The organism is Nonomuraea ferruginea (assembly GCF_039540635.1).
GTDB lineage: Bacteria > Actinomycetota > Actinomycetes > Streptosporangiales > Streptosporangiaceae > Nonomuraea > Nonomuraea ferruginea.
This window is the reverse complement of the sequence record NZ_BAABFD010000003.1, coordinates 254,463-272,653: the sequence shown is the minus strand read 5'-3', so window position 1 is coordinate 272,653 and position 18,191 is coordinate 254,463. Positions and strand designations below refer to the sequence as shown.

Below are 18,191 nucleotides of genomic sequence, written 5' to 3'. Positions count from 1 at the left end.
CTTTACTTCCAGGCCTTCTTGGCCTCTGCTTCGAGCGCCTCCTGGGCGCCCTTGACGTCACTCGGGTCGCGCAGGAAGTCCTGCAGGACCTTCCACTCGCCCTTGCCGTCGGTGCCGCCGAAGGCGCTCGGCGCGAGGTCGGACATGTCGTAGCGGACCGACTCACCGGCCGTGACGATCGTCTGGCCGAGCTGCTTGGTCATCTCGTTCGGGTAGTTGTCGGGGGAGACGTTCCTGTTGGGGGACAGGTAGCCGGGCAGCTTGGCCCAGACCTCGCCGCCCTCCTTGGAGGCCAGGAACTGCAGCAGCGCCATGGCGCCGGGGGAGTCCTTCATGGCCACCGCGACGTCACCGCCGAGCACGACCGGAGCGGTGTCGCCCACCTTCGGGAACGGGAAGTACTTGGCCTCCTCGCCGACCTTGGCGCCGGACTCCTCGGCCGTGACGGCGACGAAGTCGGCCTCGATCACCATCGCGGCTTCCTTCTCGCCGTAGACCTTGGTGACGCAGGTCGGGAAGTCGGTCTGCAGCGCGCCGGAGGTGCCGCCCGCGACGAACTCCTTCTTGCCGGCGATCTGCGCGATCTTCTCCAGGGCCGTGGCGACGCTGGGGTCGGTCCAGGGGATCTCGTGCTTGGAGAGCTGGTCGTACTTCTCCGGGCCGGCCGAGGACAGGTAGACGTTCTCGAACAGGTCGGTCAGCGTCCAGCCGGAGGCGCCGCAGAACGAGAACGGCGCGGTGCCGGAGTCGGCGATCGTCTGCGAGGCGGTCACCAGCTCGTCCCACGTGGTCGGCGGCTGCACGCCGGCGTCCTCGAAGGCCTTCGACTGGTACCAGACCAGCGACTTGTGCGCCGCCTTGATCAGCACGCCGTACACCTGGCCGTCGGCGGAGCCGAGCTCCTTCCAGTATTCGGTGTAGTTGGCGTCGATCTCCTTGGTGACGTCCTCGGTGAGCGGCTTGAGCGCCTTCTGCTCGGCGTACTGCTGGACCAGGCCCGGCTGCGGCAGGATCGCCACGTCGGGCGGGCTGCCGCCCTGGATGCGCGGGCCGAGGTAGGCGCCGGTGTCCTCACCGGTGGAGGCATAGGTGACCTTGGCGCCGGTCTTGTCGGAGAAGGCCTTGAGCACCTGCTCGAAGTTCTTCTGCTCCTCGCCGGTCCACTTGGCGGCGACTTCGAGCGTGACGCCTTCGAGCGTCTTGGCGCCGCCGCTCTCGCTGGCGGCGGGAGCGGACTCGGTCGGCTGGGAGGTCGTCGGGGCGTTGCCGCCGCAGGCGGTCACCGCCAGCGCCAGTCCGGCCAGAATCGCTGTTGCTCTGCCTTTACGCATGGCTTGCCTCACTGGGTTCTGATGATCTCTTCGAGTTCAGCTTTCAGCGAGGCCGCCACGTCGTTCGCGGACTCGCTGATCGGGGGGGTGAGCGCTTTGGCGACCGTGCTCGCGATCACCAGGCTGAGCTGGTTGTAGTGCGGGCTCGCCGCGCGCGGCTCGGCGGCGAGGATGCTCTCCTTGAGTACGGGCAGGTACGGAAAGCGCTCGATGAGCTCTGGGTCGTCGTAGAGCTCGGTCCACACCGGCGGGAACGACCCCTCGGTGAGGACCCGGCGCTCGTTCTCCAGGCTCGTGAAGTAACGGATGAACTCCGTCGCGGTCTGCTGGTGCTGCGAGTAGGCGCTGATGGCCAGGTTGATGCCGCCCAGCGAGCTGCTCCCCGGCCCGTCGGGGCCCGGCAGCGTGGTGACCGCGACCTTGTCGCCGAGCCTGTTCCTGGCCGGCCCGTAGGCGTGCGGCCAGTTGCGGGCGAAGGCGAGCCGGCCTTCCTGGAAGGCCAGGCGGGACTCCTCCTCCTTGTAGTTGAGCGACTCCTCGGGGATCCAGCCTTCGCGCAGGCCCTGCTGGAGGAACTCCAGCGCGGTCGTCGCGGCGGCGGGTTCGAGGGTCACCCTGGTGCCGTCGGCGCTGAGGATCTGGCCTCCCGCCGACTGCACGGCCTCGGAGAAGTTGACGGTCAGTCCCTCGTACGCGAGGAACTGTCCGGCATAACCCTCTATATCGTGCTTTTTCGTGATCTTTTGGGTCTGTTCGCGAAGTTCCGCCCACGTGCGCGGCGGCTTCTTCACCAGGTCGGTGCGGTAGTAGAGCAGCCCCGCGTTGCTCGTGTACGGGACCGCCCACAGCTTGTCCTTGTAGATCGCGGTCTTCACGACAGGCGGCAGGAACTTGTCGAGCGGGAAGGACCCGCGCTCCAAGGGGATGATCCAGCCGTTCTCCGCGAACTCCGCGGTCCACACCACGTCCAGCCCGAGCACGTCGTAACGGGTGCTGCGGGCCTGCAAGTTGGCCACCATCTGGGCGCGCTGCTCGTCGGCCGCCTCGGGCAGCTCGATGAGCGTCACCTTTTCGGCCGGGTGGGCCTGGTTCCAGCGATCCAGCAAGGGTTGAAGGTACGCCGTGGTGTCGCGCCCGGTGGCGAACGTGATCGGGCCGGTGCTTCCCGCCCGGGACTCGCCGCCACCGTCATCGCCCGTCGCCGCGCACCCTCCGGACGCCGCGAGGACGGCCAGGACGATCGCCAGACGACGGAGCACCGGTTTTTCCCTCCTTGTGCACGGGGGTTACATACGTGTTAGGTAGATGCATTCATGTTATGCACACCGGTAATCTGGTGGTCAACGGCAAGCCATGTAACGCATCCGTAACACACGGGGAGGTGAGGCGGTGCGGCTTCACCTGCTGGCGCTTCTGGCCAAGGAGCCTGCCCACGGCTACGAACTGAAACAGGACCTTGAACAGACCTTCGGAAGCGCCTACCCGTCGCCCAACATCGGGCAGATCTATGTGACGTTGGGCCGGCTGGAGAAGGACGGCCTGGTGAGAGCCGTCGACGTCGAGCAGTCCAACCGGCCGAACAAGAAGGTCTACTACCTCACGGCCAAGGGCCGCGACGTGCTCCACCTGTGGGTCGACGAGCCGACCGAGGGTCCGCGGGTGCGCGACGAGTTCTTCATGAAGCTGGTGCTGGCCCCGATGACCGGCATCGCCGACCGGATGGTGCTGATCAACCGGCAGCGCCGCCACTACCTGTCGCTGATGAAGGACCTCAACGAACTGCTCGACCGCACCTCTCCGGATGACAAGATCGCCATACTGCTCATCGAAGGTGCGATGCTCCACCTTCAGGCCGATCTCGACTGGCTCGAACGTTGTCAGGAGGACCTCGCATGAGTGACGAGGCCGTGCTCAAGGCGATCAACCTGGTGAAGATCTACTCCGGCGGCGCGGTGCCGGTGCCCGCCGTGCGCGGCGTGGACCTCCAGGTCGACGCGGGGGAGTTCGTGGCCGTGATGGGCCCTTCGGGGTCCGGGAAGTCGACGCTCGTCCACATGCTCGGCGGCCTCGACTCCCGCACCAGTGGCGAGATCTGGCTCGACGGCAAGCGGGCCGACACCCTCTCCGAGAGCGCCTGGGCGCTGCTGCGCCGCAAGAAGATCGGCTTCGTCTTCCAGTTCTTCAACCTGGTCGCCAACATGACCGTGGCCGACAACGTCGAGTTGCCCGCGCTGCTGGCCGGGGCCTCGCCCAGGGAGGCCCGCGAGCGCCGCGAGGACCTCCTGGGCGCGCTCAACCTCGGCGACCGGGCCGACGCCTCGCCCGCCCAGCTCTCCGGCGGCGAGCAGCAGCGGGTCGCGCTCGCCCGCGCGCTCGCCAACCAGCCCAGCGTGCTGCTGGCCGACGAGCCCACCGGCAACCTCGACAGCCGCAACACCCGCGACGTGCTCCGCCTGCTCGGCCGGGTCCACAAGGACGGCCAGACGATCGTCATGGTCACCCACGACGCCCGCGTGGCCGCGCTCGCCGACCGGGTGGTCAGCCTGCTCGACGGCGAGATCGTGGACGACGGCCGCATCGCCAGGCCCCGCCGGCGCACCGTCGGAGAAGTGATCGACCTGCGATGAGCACCGCACGCGCGGGCAGCCGCTGGATCAGGGCGGACCTGCGGGCCAGGAAGGGCCAGGCGACGCTGACCGTGCTCGCCGTGGCCGGCATCGTGGCCGCCCTGATCACCGCGGTGACCCTCCTGGAGGACTCCACCAACCCGTGGCGCGGCCTGTTCGCCCAGACCGAAGGCGCCCACGTCTGGCTCTACACCCGCGACAACACCGCCCAGCTGGCCGGCGTGCAGGCGCTCGACGGGGTGACGGCCACCGCCGGCCCGTACCGGTCGGCCCCCGTCACCGCGCTGCAGGACGGCAAGCGCGAGCCAGCCTCGCTGCGCGCGATGCCCGCCACGCCGCCCCGCGTGGCGCATCCCGCGGTCGTCGAGGGCGGCTGGCTCGACCCCGCGCAGCCCGACGGCGTGGTCGTCGAGCGCTCCTTCGCCCGCGAACTGCGGCTGCGGATCGGCGCCCCGTTCACCGTCGTCGCGCTCAGCGGCCAGCGCCACACCCTGTACGTGCGCGGCATCGCCGACTCCGCCGACCAGGGCTTCTACCCGGAGTGGACCCCCGGCCTGGGCTGGGTGCTGCCCGAGGCGCTCGACCGGATCGAGCCGATGCTTGGCCGCAGCGAGTGGGTGACCGGGCTGCGGCTGACCGACGCCGACGCCGCCCAGGTGGTCTCCCAGCGGGTCGTCGTCATGCTCGACGACCAGCTCCAGCGGCTCTACACCTGGCGCGAGATCCGGGCCGCCATGGAGCTCGACAACCGGCTGCTCGGCACCATGCTCGCGCTGTTCGGCGTGGGCGGCCTGGTGGCGGCGGCGCTCGCGCTGGCCAACGCGGCCGGCGGGCGCGTGCTGGGCCAGCTCCGCGACCTGGCGACGCTCAAGTCCATGGGCTTCACCCGCGGCCAGGTCGCGCTGCTGCTGCTGGTCGAGCACGGCGCGCTCGGCCTGATCGGCGTCGCGCTCGGCACGGTCGCCGGCTGGGCGGTCACTGCTCTGGCCGTCGGCGCCAGCTCCGTCGCGCCGATACCCGTGCTCACCATCGTCGCCGGCACCGCCCTGGCCGTGCTGGCCGCGGTCGGCGTGCCGGCCTGGCGCGGCGGGCGCACCCCGCCCATTCCGGCCGCGCCCTCCCAGCCGCCCGGCGGCCGCCTGTCCAGGCTGGCCAGGCTCGCGCTGCTGGTACGGCTGCCGCCCGCGCTGGTGCTGGGCACGAGAGACGCCTTCACCCGCCGGGTGCCCGCGTTCCTGACCGTGTTCGGGCTGGCCGTGCCGATGATGATGATCACGATCGGGCTGGGCGTGTGGGCCACGCTCGACAACTTCGCCCGCAATCCCGAGCAGGTCGGCCAGCACGCCTCGCTCTACGTGCGCCCCGGCAAGCTGGAGGCGGCCCAGGCCGCGCGGCTGGCCGGCGCCGACCGCGACGTGGCCGCCGTCTATCCCGGCACCGACGTGAACGCGCTGGCGCCCGGAGAGGGCCGGTCCGTCCGGGTGCGGGCGGTCGGCGGCTCCGCCTCCGACCGCTACCCGTTCCCGGTCGTCGAGGGCCGCATGTACGCCGAGCCCGGCGAGGCCGTGGCCGGGCAGGGGCTGCTCGACCTGCTCGGCGTGAAGATCGGCGACCGGGTGCGGCTGACCGTGGGCGGCTCGCCGCTGATCGTGCGCGTCGTCGGCCGCACCGTCGAGCCCGACCAGGACGGCGAGGTGCTGTCGGTCGGCCTCGACAGCCTGGCGGCCAAGGACTCCGTGCCGCCCGAGTACTACGCGCTCGCCCTGCATCCGGGGGCGAGCCGCGACGAGGTGGCGGCCCGGCTGCTGGCGGAGTCAGGGGAGAACCTGGAGGTGCAGGCCGCGGTCAACCCCGCCGACCGGCTGGCGATGATCCGGGTGGTGATCGTGGCGCTGACCGCCGTGCTCACCCTGATCGGGCTGGCCAACCTGCTCACCGCCAGCGCGCTCGGGCTGCGCGACCACGCGGCGGACCTGGCCGTGCTGAAGGCGATGGGGCTGACACCCCGCCAGGTGATGGCCACCCTCGTGACCGGCACCGGCCTGCTGGTGATCCTGGGCGTCGTGGCGGGAGCCGCGGCCGGGGCCTCGGTGGCGACCGGGCTGATCGACCTGCAGGGTCACACCAGCGGGGTGGGCGCCGGGATCGGCCGCCCGCCCTCGCCGGTGACGCTGGCCCTGGCGGTGCTGCTGGCCGTGGGCACGGCCCTCGCGGTGGCGCTCATCCCGGCCCGCCGCGCCGCCCGCGCCCAGGTGCCGATCACCGCCCGCTGACCTGCGGAAACGCCACCGCCCGGTGACCAGTCACCTGGTCACCGGGCGGTGATCGGTCAGCGCGTCGCCTCTCGCCGCAGCGCGAACCAGTAGAAGCCGTGACCCGGCAGGGTCAGCAGGTAGGGCAGGGCGCCGATCACCGGGAAGTGCACGCCGCCGCGCGCCTCCACCGGCGTCATGCCCTCGAACCGGCGCAGGTCCAGCTCCACCGGCTGCGGGAACTTCGACAGGTTGTTCACGCAGAGCATCACGTCGTCGCCCTCCTCACGCACGTACGTGAGGACCGACGGGTTGGACGACCACATCTCCGTGTACGAGCCGGTGCCGAACACCGGGTGGTCGCGCCGGATCTGCAGCATCTTGCGGGTGAAGTGGAGCAGCGACCCCTCGCTGCGCTGCTGGGCCTCCACGTTGATGGCCTGGTAGCCGTAGATCGGGTCCATGACCACCGGCAGGTAGAGCCGGCCCGGATCGCCGGTGGAGAAGCCCGCGTTGCGGTCGGGGCTCCACTGCATCGGCGTGCGCACCGAGTCGCGGTCCTCCAGCCAGATGTTGTCGCCCATGCCGATCTCGTCGCCGTAGTACATGACGGGCGAGCCGGGCAGCGACAGCAGCAGGGCGGTGAACAGCTCGATCCGGTCGCGGTCGTTGTCGAGCAACGGCGCCAGCCGGCGGCGGATGCCGAGGTAGGCCCGCATCCGCGGGTCCTTGGCGTACTCGCTGTGCATGTAGTCGCGCTCTTCCTCGGTCACCGTCTCGAGCGTCAGCTCGTCGTGGTTGCGGAGGAAGATGCCCCACTGCGCGGTGTCCGGCAGCTTCGGCGTACGGGACATGATCTCGGAGATCGGCTCCCGGGTCTCCTTCTTCACCGCCATGTAGATGCGCGGCATCAGCGGGAAGTGGAAGGCCATGTGGCACTCGTCGCCGCCGACCGTCGGGTCGCCGAAGTACTCGACGACGTCCTCCGGCCAGCCGTTGGCCTCGGCCAGCAGCACCCGGTCAGGGTAGAGGCGGTCGACCTCGGCCCGGACCTTCTTCAGGTAGGCGTGCGTCTCCGGCAGGCCGGCGCACGCGGTGCCCTCCCGCTCGAACAGGTACGGCACCGCGTCCAGCCGGAACCCGTCGATGCCCAGGTCGAGCCAGAAGCGCAGCACCTCCAGCATGGCCTCCTGCACCGCCGGGTTGTCATAGTTGAGATCCGGCTGGTGATGGAAGAACCGGTGCCAGTAGTACTGCTTGCGCACAGGGTCCCAGGTCCAGTTGGACTCCTCGGCGCCGACGAAGATGATCGGCGCGTCGGGGTAGCCCGTCGGCTCGTCCGACCAGACGTAGAAGTCGCCGTACGGGCCCTCAGGGTCGTGACGGGACGCCTGGAACCAGGGATGCCGATCAGAGGTGTGGTTCATCACCAGGTCGGTGATGATCCGCAGGCCGCGTTCGTGGGCGGCCTCCACCAGTTGGATGAAATCGGCGAGATCCCCGAAGTCCGGCAGGATCTTCATGTAGTCGGAGATGTCGTAGCCGCCGTCGCGCAGCGGCGATTCGTAGAGCGGCAACAACCAGAGGCAGTCGACGCCCAGCCACTCGAGATAGTCGAGCTTCTCGACGAGGCCGCGAAGATCTCCGGTGCCGTCGCCGTTGGAGTCCTTGAACCCCCGGACGAGAACCTCGTAGAACACCGCCCGCTTGTACCAAGCCGGATCTTCCGAGATGAAGTTCTCGGCCACCGGCTCCGGTGATGGGGATGCGTTGATCATGTGTCGCTCACAGAAGGAGATGTGGGCAGGACGAAGTCACCGGGTACCCCGGCGTTCATATCTGGTGACCGCGCCGCGTGGAGTCGTCATCCCTGCGAATCCATGCCCTTGACAGGCCCGGATTTGTGATCCGGTGCCCGCTTGTGCGGCGCTTACGGGCCGAACACTACCAGCCCGTTGGCTTTCCGGAACCCGCTTGTGGTGTGCCAGCTGTAATACCCCGGAGATCCCTGCGTAACCGTGATGTTACTGGCTGTTCTTCTCGGTGTAACTAGAACGGGGCAGAGAGGTCATCCAGGTCGTTTTCGAAGTCACTCAGCCAGAGACCGAAAAGCACCAGCCCGCGCACCCAGAACCGGTCGTTCCATCCGTTGAACCGGGTCAGCGCGTCGGGCCCGTCGGCGACCAGCGCGTGCAGCTCATCCGACAGCAGGCCGGGCACCCGCGTGGCGACCACCCGCAGCATCCGGTGGGAGTAGTCGCGCGCGGGGGCGGCCGTGGAGCGCAGCGCCACCCGCCGCAGCGGCTGCTTGATCACGTTGGTCGAGGGCAGCGCCGCCACCCGCGGGTCGGCGGCGTGCAGCACCTCGCGGTAGAAGCGGCCCTTGTCCTTGCGGGCCACGCCCACCGACAGGGCCGCGTCGAAGAAGTCCGGGTGGATGAACGGCGCCGCGAACGACGCCTCAGGCCCCACCAGGTTGACCGCCGAGCGGGCGATGCCGCGCACCGTGCGGGTGTGGAGCACCGACAGCGGCAGCTCGGCCCGGTGGCCGTGGAGCATCGAGGTGGCCGCCGCGAACTGCTCGCGCACCGTCTCGTCGATCCACGCCCCGGCCGCCTCCGACAGGAACGGCTGCGAAGGCGCCCCGAGGCTGAGCGAGCCCAGCACGGCCGCCGACCGTTCGGCCTGGCTGGTGGCCTCCAGGGCGGCGCCGCTGACCATGAAGTTCTTCAGCAGTGGCCCGCCCGCCAGCCCGTCGACCAGGATGCGGCCCGACGTGTGGACCTCCTTGGCGAACGGGGCGTACCACGCGTGGTGCGGCGTCAGGTATTCGAGCCTGCGCGCCACCTCCGCGGCGTCGTCCGGGTACGAGGCCGCGTCCTGGGTGATCACCCGGTGCGGGATGCCCAGCTCGCCGGTGATCGCCCTGGCGAAGGCGATGTCGGTGTCGGTGCCGTCGTCGGGGCTCGTGGTCCACGACTCCACGTCGAACCCCCGGGACTTCGCCACGCTGCCCAGCAGCCGGGAGTCGTAGCCGCCGCTGATCGGCACCAGCAGCTTGCGGCCGTCGTAGTCCTTGTAGACGTCGTGCAGCAGCTCCACGATCTCGCCCGCGCCGACCCACGTCTCGTACGGCTCGCTGCGCAGCCAGCGCGGCAGCCTGCGCTCGGTCGACAGCCGCTCGCCGTCCCAGACCAGCGCGCTGGAGCCCGGCAGCCGCTTGATCTCCCGGTAAGGAGTCGCCTCGCCCAGCGGGAACGTCACCCGCAGGATCGACGCCCAGGCAGACCAGTCGATCTCCAGCGGCACCAGCGCCATCAAGGGCTGGATCAGGGACGAGAAGTAGACCGCCTCGCCGATCCGTACGTAATAGACGTCGACCAGCCCGAGCGCGCCGGTGTGCAGCGTGGTGCGCGGGCCGTCGCCGATCAGGCCGGGCGTCTCGTACGTCTCCGCGACCGCCATCCAGTCGGCGGCCCGTTCCGCGCGGGCGGCGGGCGGCCTGCGCTCTCCCCAGGAGAACGCGAACGCCTCGCCGGAACGCTGGTAGGGAGGCAGCGGGGCGGAGCTGAACAGCGCCGCCTCGGCCGTCTGGAGCGCGGGGCGCACGCGAGGGCCGGCGGAGGACAGTTTGCCGACGAGGGCGCTGTCGATCCGTCCGAGACCGCCGCAGACATAGGGCCGCACGATGAACTGCACCGGATCTCTTCCCTTCGAGCCGCTTCCCGCAAAAGAGTATCCTTTGCCGGGCTGAGAGACGGAGGTCCAGTTGTCCACCGAGCTGGAGAGCACGCGCAAGGCGCTGCGGGAAGCGGTCGCGCAGGCCGAGCACGCGGCCGAGCTGGCGAGGCTGCTGGACGCGGCGCAGAGCAGGCTGGCCGAGGCCGAGCGGCACGCGGAGGAGGTCAAGGCGCTCGCCGAACGGCTGGCGGGGGCCGAGGAAGACCTGGAGCGCGAGCGCGCCGCCGCCGACAAGCTCCGCAAGGAGCTGGCCGAGCAGCGCTACCAGGCCGAGGTGGCCAACTGGAAGCTCAAGTCGATCAAGGTCGCGCGCTGGAGCAGGCTCGGCGACGCGATCAAGACCGGCAAGAGCAACCCCGTCCGGCTGGCCAAGGAGCTCAAGGGCGCCACCAAGCCGGTGAAGCGGCCCATCGCCCCCAAGCGCAAGCCCGTCGTCGTCCAGCGCAAGGACGACCGGCCTGGCGCCGCCTTCCAGGCCACCACCACGACCCGCACGCTCGCCGGCGAGTCGTTCAAGCTGAGGCCGTTCCGGGTGCCGACCGGCCCCAACACCCGCCCCCACATCACCGCCGCGGTGATCGCCGAGCCGCACGCCGAGGCGCTGCTGCGCTACGAGTGGCGGCAGACCACCGGGTTCACGCCGCGCGACTTCGCCAGGGTGCTGCCGCTGGAGGTGCCCCACCTGCTCGTGGTCGAGTCCGTCGCGACCGGGCCGTGGGCCGAGGAGCTGCGCGGCGAGCCGGGCGACGGGCTCAAGGCGCTGCTGGCCTGGTGCGCCGAGCGCGGCATCCGCACCGTGTTCTGGCACACCCACGGCGACGTGTCGGCCTACGCCGCCTCCGCCGAGCTGTTCGAGCACCGCTTCACCACCGACCTGACCGTCGGCTGGCCGCGCCTGCAGTTCGGCGTCCAGCCCCGGGTGCACAACCCGCTGCCGCTGTCCGGCGGACGCATCGACCGGGTGCTCACCCTCGACCAGCTGCTGCCGGGTCACCTGGCCTATCCCGACGTGCTGACCTCCTACCGCTGGCCGGCCGGCGTCGACTGCCCGCCCGGCACGCCCATGTGGCGCCTGGCCGAGATCGCCGCCTGCGGCACCCCGATCGGCCCGGACCCCGACACCCGACGCGCGCACGTCGCGCTGCGGCGCGCCTACGACAGCGGCACCATGACCGAGCGGATCGACGAGCTGCTCGACAAGGTCGGGCTGCCCAGCGCCCGCGCCACCCTCGACACCTCCGTCCTGCTCGTCATCCCCGAGCCAGGGCGGACGGAGCACGCGCTGGCCCAGGTCGCCAGGCAGAGCGGGGTCGCCCAGCTCGTCGTCTTCGGCCCGCCCGAGGCGGGGGAGCGCGCCCGCGACGTGCTGCCCGACGCCGACGTGATCCACCGGCCGCTCCGTCCCGAGCTCACCGTCGGCGCGATGCTCGGGCGCGGGCTCGACCTGTGCGAGGCCGACCTGGTCGCGGTCATGGACCCGCGCGACGTCTACGGCTCCCACTACCTGTCCGACCTGCGGCGCGCCTTCCTGTTCACGACGGCCGACATCGTCGGCAAGGCCGCCTTCTACGCCCACCTGCGCAAGCCGCAGGCCACGCTGCTCAAGCAGCCGGAGGCCGAATACTCCTACCTGCCGGAGATCGCCGGCGCGACCCTGCTCGCCCGCCGCAACCCGCTGCGCGAGCTGGGCTTCGCCGACCTCACCGACGGCTGGGACGAGGTGCTCATGCGCCAGTGCCGCCAGGACGGCGTCAAGGTGTTCGCCGCCGACCGGTTCGGCTACGTCCGGGTGCGCGACGAGGACCGCTGGCTCCTCGGCGCCGCCCACCTCGTGGAGTACGGCTCCGCCGAGCCGCACGCCCTCATCTGACCATGCGCCGGCGGGGGTCCCGGTGATCGCGCGGCTGGCGGAGGTGCTCGGGGAGCCGCCGGTCCCTGACGGCACGTGGGAGCGGGAGGCGGCCTACGTCTCGCCCGCCGCGTTGCGGAGCGGGGTGCCGGCGAAGGATCTGGCCGCGCGGCTGCGGGCGCTGCCGGGCGTGACCGGGGCCGAGGCGCTGCCCGGCGGGTTCGTGCGGGTCGTGGTGGCCGTGCCGGGGGCGCTCCTGGACGACTTCGAACCTCCCGCGCTGCCGGAGCCCGCCTGGCCGGACTTCCCCCGTACGTGGGAGAACCCCGGGTTCGTGGTCCGGTACGGGCACGCGCGGGCGGCGGGCGTGCGGCGGTGGGCGCGCGACCTGGGCGTCCCGGAGACCGGCTTCCGGCCCGGCCTGCTGGAGTCCCCGTACGACAGGAAAGTCCTGCGGGTGCTGGCCGAGCTGCCGGGACGGGCGGCGAGCAGGGATCCGGGCTGGGACGCCTACCAGGTGCGGCTGGCGCTGGCGTACCACGACGCGCACGAGCGCGCCCCCGCGGTGCCGATGGGAGACGCGCCGCCGCGGCCGGTGCACACCGCGCGGGTGCGGCTGGCGGCGGCGGTGGAGAGCGTGCTGGCGGGACCGGATCGCATCTAAGATATATCCGGCGAAACAGTAAAAAGACGTAAAATCTTCGCCCGTCGGCCCATGATCGTGTCTCGATAGGTGAGCACCGGGCACGGGCAGACGGGCCGTTCCGATAGCCTCGATCGGGTGAGTCGATTCGCCCACCCAGCCGGGGACCGGCACGCCGAGCCGCCGCCCCACGAGCGCCCTCCGCTGGCGCCCGCCGACCTCAACCGGATCAACCCCGCGATCTGGCCGCGAACGGCCGGCCGGGCCGACGGCGCGCTCACGATCGGCGGGCTGGACATACGCGATCTGGCCCGCGAGTACGGCACCCCGCTGTACGTCCTCGACGAGGACGACGTGCGCTCGCGCATGCGCGACTACGTCACCGCCTTCGCCGGCTCCGACGTCCACTACGCGGGCAAGGCCTTCCTGTGCAAGGAGATGGTCCGCTGGCTGCAGGACGAGGGGCTCGGCCTCGACGTGGCCAGCGGGGGCGAGCTGGCCGTGGCGCTGAGCGTCGGCTTCCCCGCCGAGCGCATCACCCTCCACGGCAACAACAAGTCGTCGGCCGAGCTGAGGCGGGCCCTGGAGGTCGGCGTCGGCCACGTCGTGGTCGACTCCTACGAGGAGATCGCCCGGCTCGGCTACTTCGCCGCCGAGCTCGGCAAGCGGCCCAAGGTCATGATCCGGGTGACCACCGGCGTCGAGGCGCACACCCACGAGTTCATCGCCACCGCCCACGACGACCAGAAGTTCGGCCTGTCGCTGAGCTCCGGCGCCGCCGCCGAGGCCGTGCGCCGCGTCCTGGAGCTGCCGTCGCTGGAGCTGGTCGGCCTCCACTCCCACATCGGGTCCCAGATCGTCGACACGGCGGGGTTCGAGGTGGCCGCCCGCCGCCTCACCGCGCTGCTCGTGCAGATCAAGGAGGAGCACGGCGTCGTGCTGCCCGAGCTCGACCTCGGCGGCGGCTACGGCATCGCCTACGTCGAGGGCGACGAGGCGCTCGACGTCAAGACCATCGCCGACAGCCTGCGCGAGATCGTGCGCAAGGTCTGCACCGACGCCGGGCTGCCCGTGCCCCGCCTCACCGTCGAGCCCGGCCGCGCCATCGTCGGCACCGGCGGCATCACCCTGTACGAGGTCGGCACGGTCAAGGACGTCGAGGGGCTGCGCACGTACGTGAGCATCGACGGCGGCATGAGCGACAACGTCCGCACCGCACTCTACGGCGCCGAATACACCGTCGTGCTGGCCAGCCGTGAGAGCGACGCCGCGCCCATGCTGAGCCGCGTCGTCGGCAAGCACTGCGAGAGCGGCGACATGATCGTGCGCGACTGCTACCTGCCGGCCGACCTGGTGCCCGGCGACCTGGTGGCGGTCGCCGCAACCGGCGCCTACTGCCGTTCCCTGGCCAACAACTACAACTACCTGCCCAAACCTGCCGTGGTCGCCGTCTCCGACGGCCGGTCCCGGGTGATCGTGCGGGGCGAGACCGAGGACGACCTGTTGAGGGGGCAGCTGTGAAACCGTTGAAGGTGGCCCTGCTGGGCTGTGGAGTGGTCGGCTCCCAGGTCATCCGGCTCATGCACGAGCAGCACGACGACCTCGCCGCCCGCGTCGGCGCCCCGTTCGAGATCGCCGGCGTCGCCGTGCGCCGCCTGGGCCGCAAACGCGACGTGGAGGTCGACCCCGGCCTGTTCACCACCGACGCCGAGTCGCTCGTCACCCGCGACGACGTCGACATCGTCATCGAGGTCATCGGCGGCATCGAGCCCGCCCGCTCGCTCATCACCGCCGCGCTGACCCGCGGCAAGTCCGTCGTCACCGCCAACAAGGCGCTGCTGGCCGAAGACGGCGCGAGCCTGTACGAAGCGGCCAGGGCCGGCGGCGGCGACCTCTACTTCGAGGCGAGCGTGGCCGGGGCGATTCCGCTGCTGCGGCCGCTGCGCGAGTCGCTGGCCGGTGACCGCGTCAACCGCGTGCTCGGCATCGTCAACGGCACCACCAACTACATCCTCGACAAGATGGACTCGACCGGCGCGTCCTTCACCGACGCCCTGGAGGAGGCCCAGACCCTCGGCTACGCGGAGGCCGACCCCACCGCCGACGTCGAGGGCTTCGACGCCGCGGCCAAGGCCGCCATCCTGGCGAGCCTCGCCTTCCACAGCCGGGTCACCGCCGAGCAGGTCCACCGCGAGGGCATCACCGAGATCACCGCCACCGACGTGGCCTCCGCCAAGGACATGGGCTACGTCATCAAGCTGCTGGCCATCTGCGCCCGCTCCGACGACGGCCGCTCCATCGGCGTCCGCGTCCACCCCGCCATGATCCCCAGGTCCCACCCGCTGGCCGGGGTGCGCGAGGCCTACAACGCGGTCTTCGTCGAGGCCGAGTCGGCGGGCCAGCTCATGTTCTACGGCAAGGGCGCGGGCGGCGCCCCCACGGCCTCGGCCGTGCTCGGCGACCTGGTGGCCGTCGGCCGCAACCGGCTGGCCGGCGCCCGCGGGCCGCAGGAGTCGACCTACGCGTCGCTGCGCGTGCATCCCATGGGCGAGACCGTCACCCGCTGCCACGTCGCGCTGGACGTCGCCGACAAGCCGGGCGTCCTGGCCAGGGTGGCGGAGCTGTTCGCCAAGCACGACGTGTCCATCCAGACGGTGCGCCAGGAGGGCCACGGTGACGACGCCCAGCTCGTCATCGTCACCCATCGGGCCACCGACGCGGCGCTCTCGGCGACGATGGAAGGGCTGCGCGAGCTCGACATCGTCCGGGCCGTCGCCAGCGTGATGCGCGTCGAGGGCGACGAGTAACCGGCGAATCACCGTTTTCATCCCGTGATCGTGAAGAGCTGATCACGGGATGATTTCGTACACTATCCGTGATCTTCTGCGGGAAATGTAACTACGCGTAGAAGATGCTGAATGAGTGCTGTGACCAGCCTTCGGGGTTTCCGGGAAAGAACACCGGATGAGTCCGCTTGTGTAAGAAGCGGCGTAAGGTAGGCGCCGGTCGAGTTTCCGGTCCTCAGGAGCAGCATCGATGTCCCTCACCCCATGCGGTTTCGCGCGCACGCCGGAGAAAGGGCTCGCCCGCCTGCTCTGGCGTGACGGCGAATGGGTCGTGGACGGGCAGGAGGAGCCCGGGGAGGCGGCGCTGCGGGCGCTGCGCGGGCTCGAAGTCGACTGGCCCGAGCAGCGGGTGCCGCTCGACGGCGTCATGCGCATGGCCGCCGCCGGGGTGCCGCTGACGTCGTCCGGGGCGCCCTCGTGGGTGCCGGAGGAACTGCGTGAGCCGCTCACCGACCACTCCTGGCTGGCGCACGAGCCCGACGGCACCGCGCGGTGCCTGGCCGACCTGCGGCGCGAGGAGCACAGCATCCGTCTGCGCCGCCTGGCCGCGCCTCGCCGGCCCGCGCAGCCGCTGGTCAGCGTGGTGATGGCGACCAAACGGCCGGAGTACGTCGCCTCCGCGCTGGGCCAGATGGCGCGCCAGCGCGGGGTGCGGGCCGAGGTGGTGCTCGGGCTGCACGGGGTCGCGTTCGAGCGGGTGCGGGAGGCCGTCGAGGGCTGCCCGCTGCCGGTGAGCTGGGTGGAGGCGGACGCCGGGGTCCCGTTCGGCGAGGTGCTGAACCGGGCCGCCGCCCGGGCCGGCGGCGACTACGTCACCAAGTGGGACGACGACGACTGGTACGGTCCCGGCCACCTTTCCGATCTGCTCATGGCCGCTGCCTATTCGGGGGCCGACGTGGTCGGTATGACGGGCGAGTTCTTCTATCTGGAGCCGCTCAATCTGACGATCAGGCGCACGACCTTCGCGAGCGGGGCCTCGTACCCGAGCGAGGTGTGGGCGGATCACATAGCGGGCGGGACGATCTTGCTGTCCCGGGAGAAATTTCAGGAAATAGGGGGGTTTCCTGCCTTGCATTCGGCAGTGGATCGGGAGTTTCTCAAGGCGGCGACCGGCCTCGGCGCGCGGGTGTACCGCACCCACGGGCTCGGGTACGTGCTGCGCCGCGGGCTGAGCGAGCAGCACACCTGGCAGCTGCCGCTGGCCCATTTCGTCAAGGTCGCGGCCAACCAGTGGCACGGCTTCCGTCCCAGCCTGCTGATGGAAGCGGCATGAGGGTACGCAACAACGACTACCGCCCGATCCGGCCCGCCGCGGACTTCGAGCCGGAGCTGCGGGTGAGCGTGGTCATCCCCGCCTACGGCGCCCAGGACAAGCTCGACCTGGTGCTCGCCGGGCTCGCCAGGCAGACCTACCCGGCCGGTCTGACCGAGGTCATCGTCGTGGACAACGGCAGCGACCCGCCCCTGCGGCTGCCCGCCGACTGCCCGCCGGACACCCGGCTGATCCGCTGCGAGACCCCCGGCCGCGGCAGCGCGCGCAACGCCGGGCTGGCCGAGGCCACGGGCGACGTCATCCACTGGCTCGACTCCGACGTGGTGCCGACCGCCGGCGCGATCACGGCGCACATGCGCTGGCACCACGCGGCCCCGTACCTCGCCGTCACCGGCTACATCCGCTTCTCCGAGTCCCCGCTGCCCGAGAAGCTGCCCGACGACCTCGAGGCGTACTTCGAGCCGGCCGAGCCGCACGCCTGGATCGTCCGCCTGGTCGAGCGGACCGACGGGCTGACCGACAACGGCGAGCGCCCCTTCAGCCTGCACGTCGGCGGCGCCACCTCCGTCAGCGCCCGGCTGATCGAGGCCGCCGGGCCCATGGACGGCGACCTCGTCCTCGGCCAGGACACCGAGATGGGCTACCGGCTCATGCAGGCGGGGGCCGTGTTCGTGCCCGAACCGGAAGCCCGCGCCTACCATCTCGGACCCACCATGCGGATGCGCCACAAGGAGCGCATCGACCGGGTCAGCTACGCGTTCATCGGCGACCGCATCCCCGCCTACCGCTGGCTGCGCCGCCATCCGGGCCGCACGTGGAAGATCCCGTACCTGGAGGTCCTGGTCGACGGGACCGCCGGGTACGACACCGTGCGCGCCACCGTGGACGCCCTGCTGGCGGGCACGGCGCACGACCTGCGCGTGGTGCTCGTCGGGCCCTGGGACACGCTCGAACGCGACCGCCGCGCCCCGCTCCGGGACCCGAACCTGGAGCTGGAGCTGGTCCGCGGGCACTACGCGTACGAGAGCCGGGTGCGGCTGGCCGCCGACGACCGCGTCGACCCGGCCGTGCCGTACGTGCTGCGGCTGCCGCCCGGCTGGGCGCCCGGCGAGGACTCCGTGGCCGCGCTGCTCGAACGGGCGCGCACCGAAGGGCTCGGGCTGATCAACATCCTGCTCGACGAGACGCCGGACGGGGTGGTGTCCGCCCGGCTCGAACGCGCGGCGTCCTTCGCCAGGGCACGCCTGCTCGCCGGTCCCGGCGAGGACCTCGACGACGTGGTGGACGAGGTGTCCGGCATCGTCTGGGTGTCCGGTGAGAGCTGCGGTTTCGCCGGCGAACAGCCGGCGCCGCAGGGCCGCCGCAGCGCCTACCGGGCCCGGGTCGCGGCCCAGGCGGAGGCGGAGCGGCTGGCCAAGGAGACCGAGCGGCTGCGGGGCGAGGTGGCCAGGTGGCGCGACGAGGCGGGCAAGTGGCGCAAGAGCGCCGTCGAGTACCGCCGGGAGATCGCCACGCTCCGCAAGGAGGCGGCGGGCCTGCGCCGCGACCTGTCCGCCGCCGACCGCAGCCGGCAGACTCTCCGCACGGCCTTCTCCGCCCGCGTCAAACGCGCCCTCCGCAAGTAGGCGC

The 18,191-nt window shown here is 71.2% G+C and carries 13 protein-coding genes; 9 read left to right on the top strand and 4 right to left on the bottom strand.

Annotation, left to right across the window (positions count from 1 at the left end):
• Positions 1 to 2: 2 nt before the first annotated feature.
• On the bottom strand, positions 3 to 1,331 hold the full coding sequence (locus ABD999_RS07940) for an ABC transporter substrate-binding protein (protein WP_148033940.1): 1,329 nt from the start codon (positions 1,329 to 1,331) through the stop codon (positions 3 to 5).
• Positions 1,332 to 1,339: 8 nt separating this feature from the next.
• On the bottom strand, positions 1,340 to 2,590 hold the full coding sequence (locus ABD999_RS07935) for an ABC transporter substrate-binding protein (protein ID WP_271275448.1): 1,251 nt from the start codon (positions 2,588 to 2,590) through the stop codon (positions 1,340 to 1,342).
• Positions 2,591 to 2,720: 130 nt separating this feature from the next.
• Here ABD999_RS07935 and ABD999_RS07930 point away from each other — a divergent pair, with 130 nt between their 5' ends.
• Genes ABD999_RS07930 through ABD999_RS07920 form a run of 3 tightly spaced genes read left to right on the top strand, consistent with a single transcriptional unit; the run spans position 2,721 to position 6,231 of the window.
• Positions 2,721 to 3,227, top strand: a complete 507-nt coding sequence (locus tag ABD999_RS07930) for a PadR family transcriptional regulator (RefSeq protein WP_148033938.1) — start codon at positions 2,721 to 2,723, stop codon at positions 3,225 to 3,227.
• A complete protein-coding gene (locus ABD999_RS07925) occupies positions 3,224 to 3,958 on the top strand; it encodes an ABC transporter ATP-binding protein (protein WP_148033937.1) in 735 nt (244 codons plus the stop codon). The genes ABD999_RS07930 and ABD999_RS07925 overlap by 4 nt, the downstream gene beginning before the upstream one ends.
• Positions 3,955 to 6,231, top strand: a complete 2,277-nt coding sequence (locus ABD999_RS07920; protein ID WP_271275447.1) for an ABC transporter permease — start codon at positions 3,955 to 3,957, stop codon at positions 6,229 to 6,231. The genes ABD999_RS07925 and ABD999_RS07920 overlap by 4 nt, the downstream gene beginning before the upstream one ends.
• A gap of 56 nt (positions 6,232 to 6,287) precedes the next feature.
• On the opposite strand, the gene treS is transcribed toward ABD999_RS07920, so the two are convergent.
• Entirely contained in the window at positions 6,288 to 7,988 is a 1,701-nt protein-coding gene (treS, locus tag ABD999_RS07915) for a maltose alpha-D-glucosyltransferase (RefSeq protein ID WP_271275446.1), read from the bottom strand.
• Positions 7,989 to 8,259: 271 nt separating this feature from the next.
• A complete protein-coding gene (locus ABD999_RS07910; protein WP_271275445.1) occupies positions 8,260 to 9,909 on the bottom strand; it encodes an asparagine synthetase B family protein in 1,650 nt (549 codons plus the stop codon).
• A 70-nt stretch (positions 9,910 to 9,979) separates the two neighbouring features.
• On the opposite strand from ABD999_RS07910, the gene ABD999_RS07905 reads away from it, so the two are divergent.
• From ABD999_RS07905 to ABD999_RS07880, 6 genes are all read left to right on the top strand, one after another.
• Entirely contained in the window at positions 9,980 to 11,821 is a 1,842-nt protein-coding gene (locus ABD999_RS07905) for a hypothetical protein (protein ID WP_271275444.1), read from the top strand.
• Between the two features lie 22 nt (positions 11,822 to 11,843).
• Positions 11,844 to 12,464 carry a DALR anticodon-binding domain-containing protein gene (locus ABD999_RS07900; protein WP_271275443.1) on the top strand — a complete coding sequence of 207 codons (621 nt, stop codon included), beginning with the start codon at positions 11,844 to 11,846 and terminating at the stop codon, positions 12,462 to 12,464.
• 117 nt (positions 12,465 to 12,581) lie between these two features.
• Positions 12,582 to 13,964, top strand: a complete 1,383-nt coding sequence (lysA, locus tag ABD999_RS07895) for a diaminopimelate decarboxylase (protein WP_148033932.1) — start codon at positions 12,582 to 12,584, stop codon at positions 13,962 to 13,964.
• Positions 13,961 to 15,250, top strand: a complete 1,290-nt coding sequence (locus tag ABD999_RS07890) for a homoserine dehydrogenase (RefSeq protein WP_271275442.1) — start codon at positions 13,961 to 13,963, stop codon at positions 15,248 to 15,250. Before lysA ends, ABD999_RS07890 begins: the two co-directional genes overlap by 4 nt.
• A 229-nt stretch (positions 15,251 to 15,479) precedes the next feature.
• Positions 15,480 to 16,562 (top strand): glycosyltransferase family 2 protein, encoded by a 1,083-nt coding sequence (locus ABD999_RS07885; RefSeq protein ID WP_271275441.1) that lies wholly within the window; start codon positions 15,480 to 15,482, stop codon positions 16,560 to 16,562.
• Positions 16,559 to 18,187 (top strand): glycosyltransferase family 2 protein, encoded by a 1,629-nt coding sequence (locus tag ABD999_RS07880; protein WP_271275440.1) that lies wholly within the window; start codon positions 16,559 to 16,561, stop codon positions 18,185 to 18,187. The genes ABD999_RS07885 and ABD999_RS07880 overlap by 4 nt, the downstream gene beginning before the upstream one ends.
• Positions 18,188 to 18,191 lie beyond the last annotated feature (4 nt).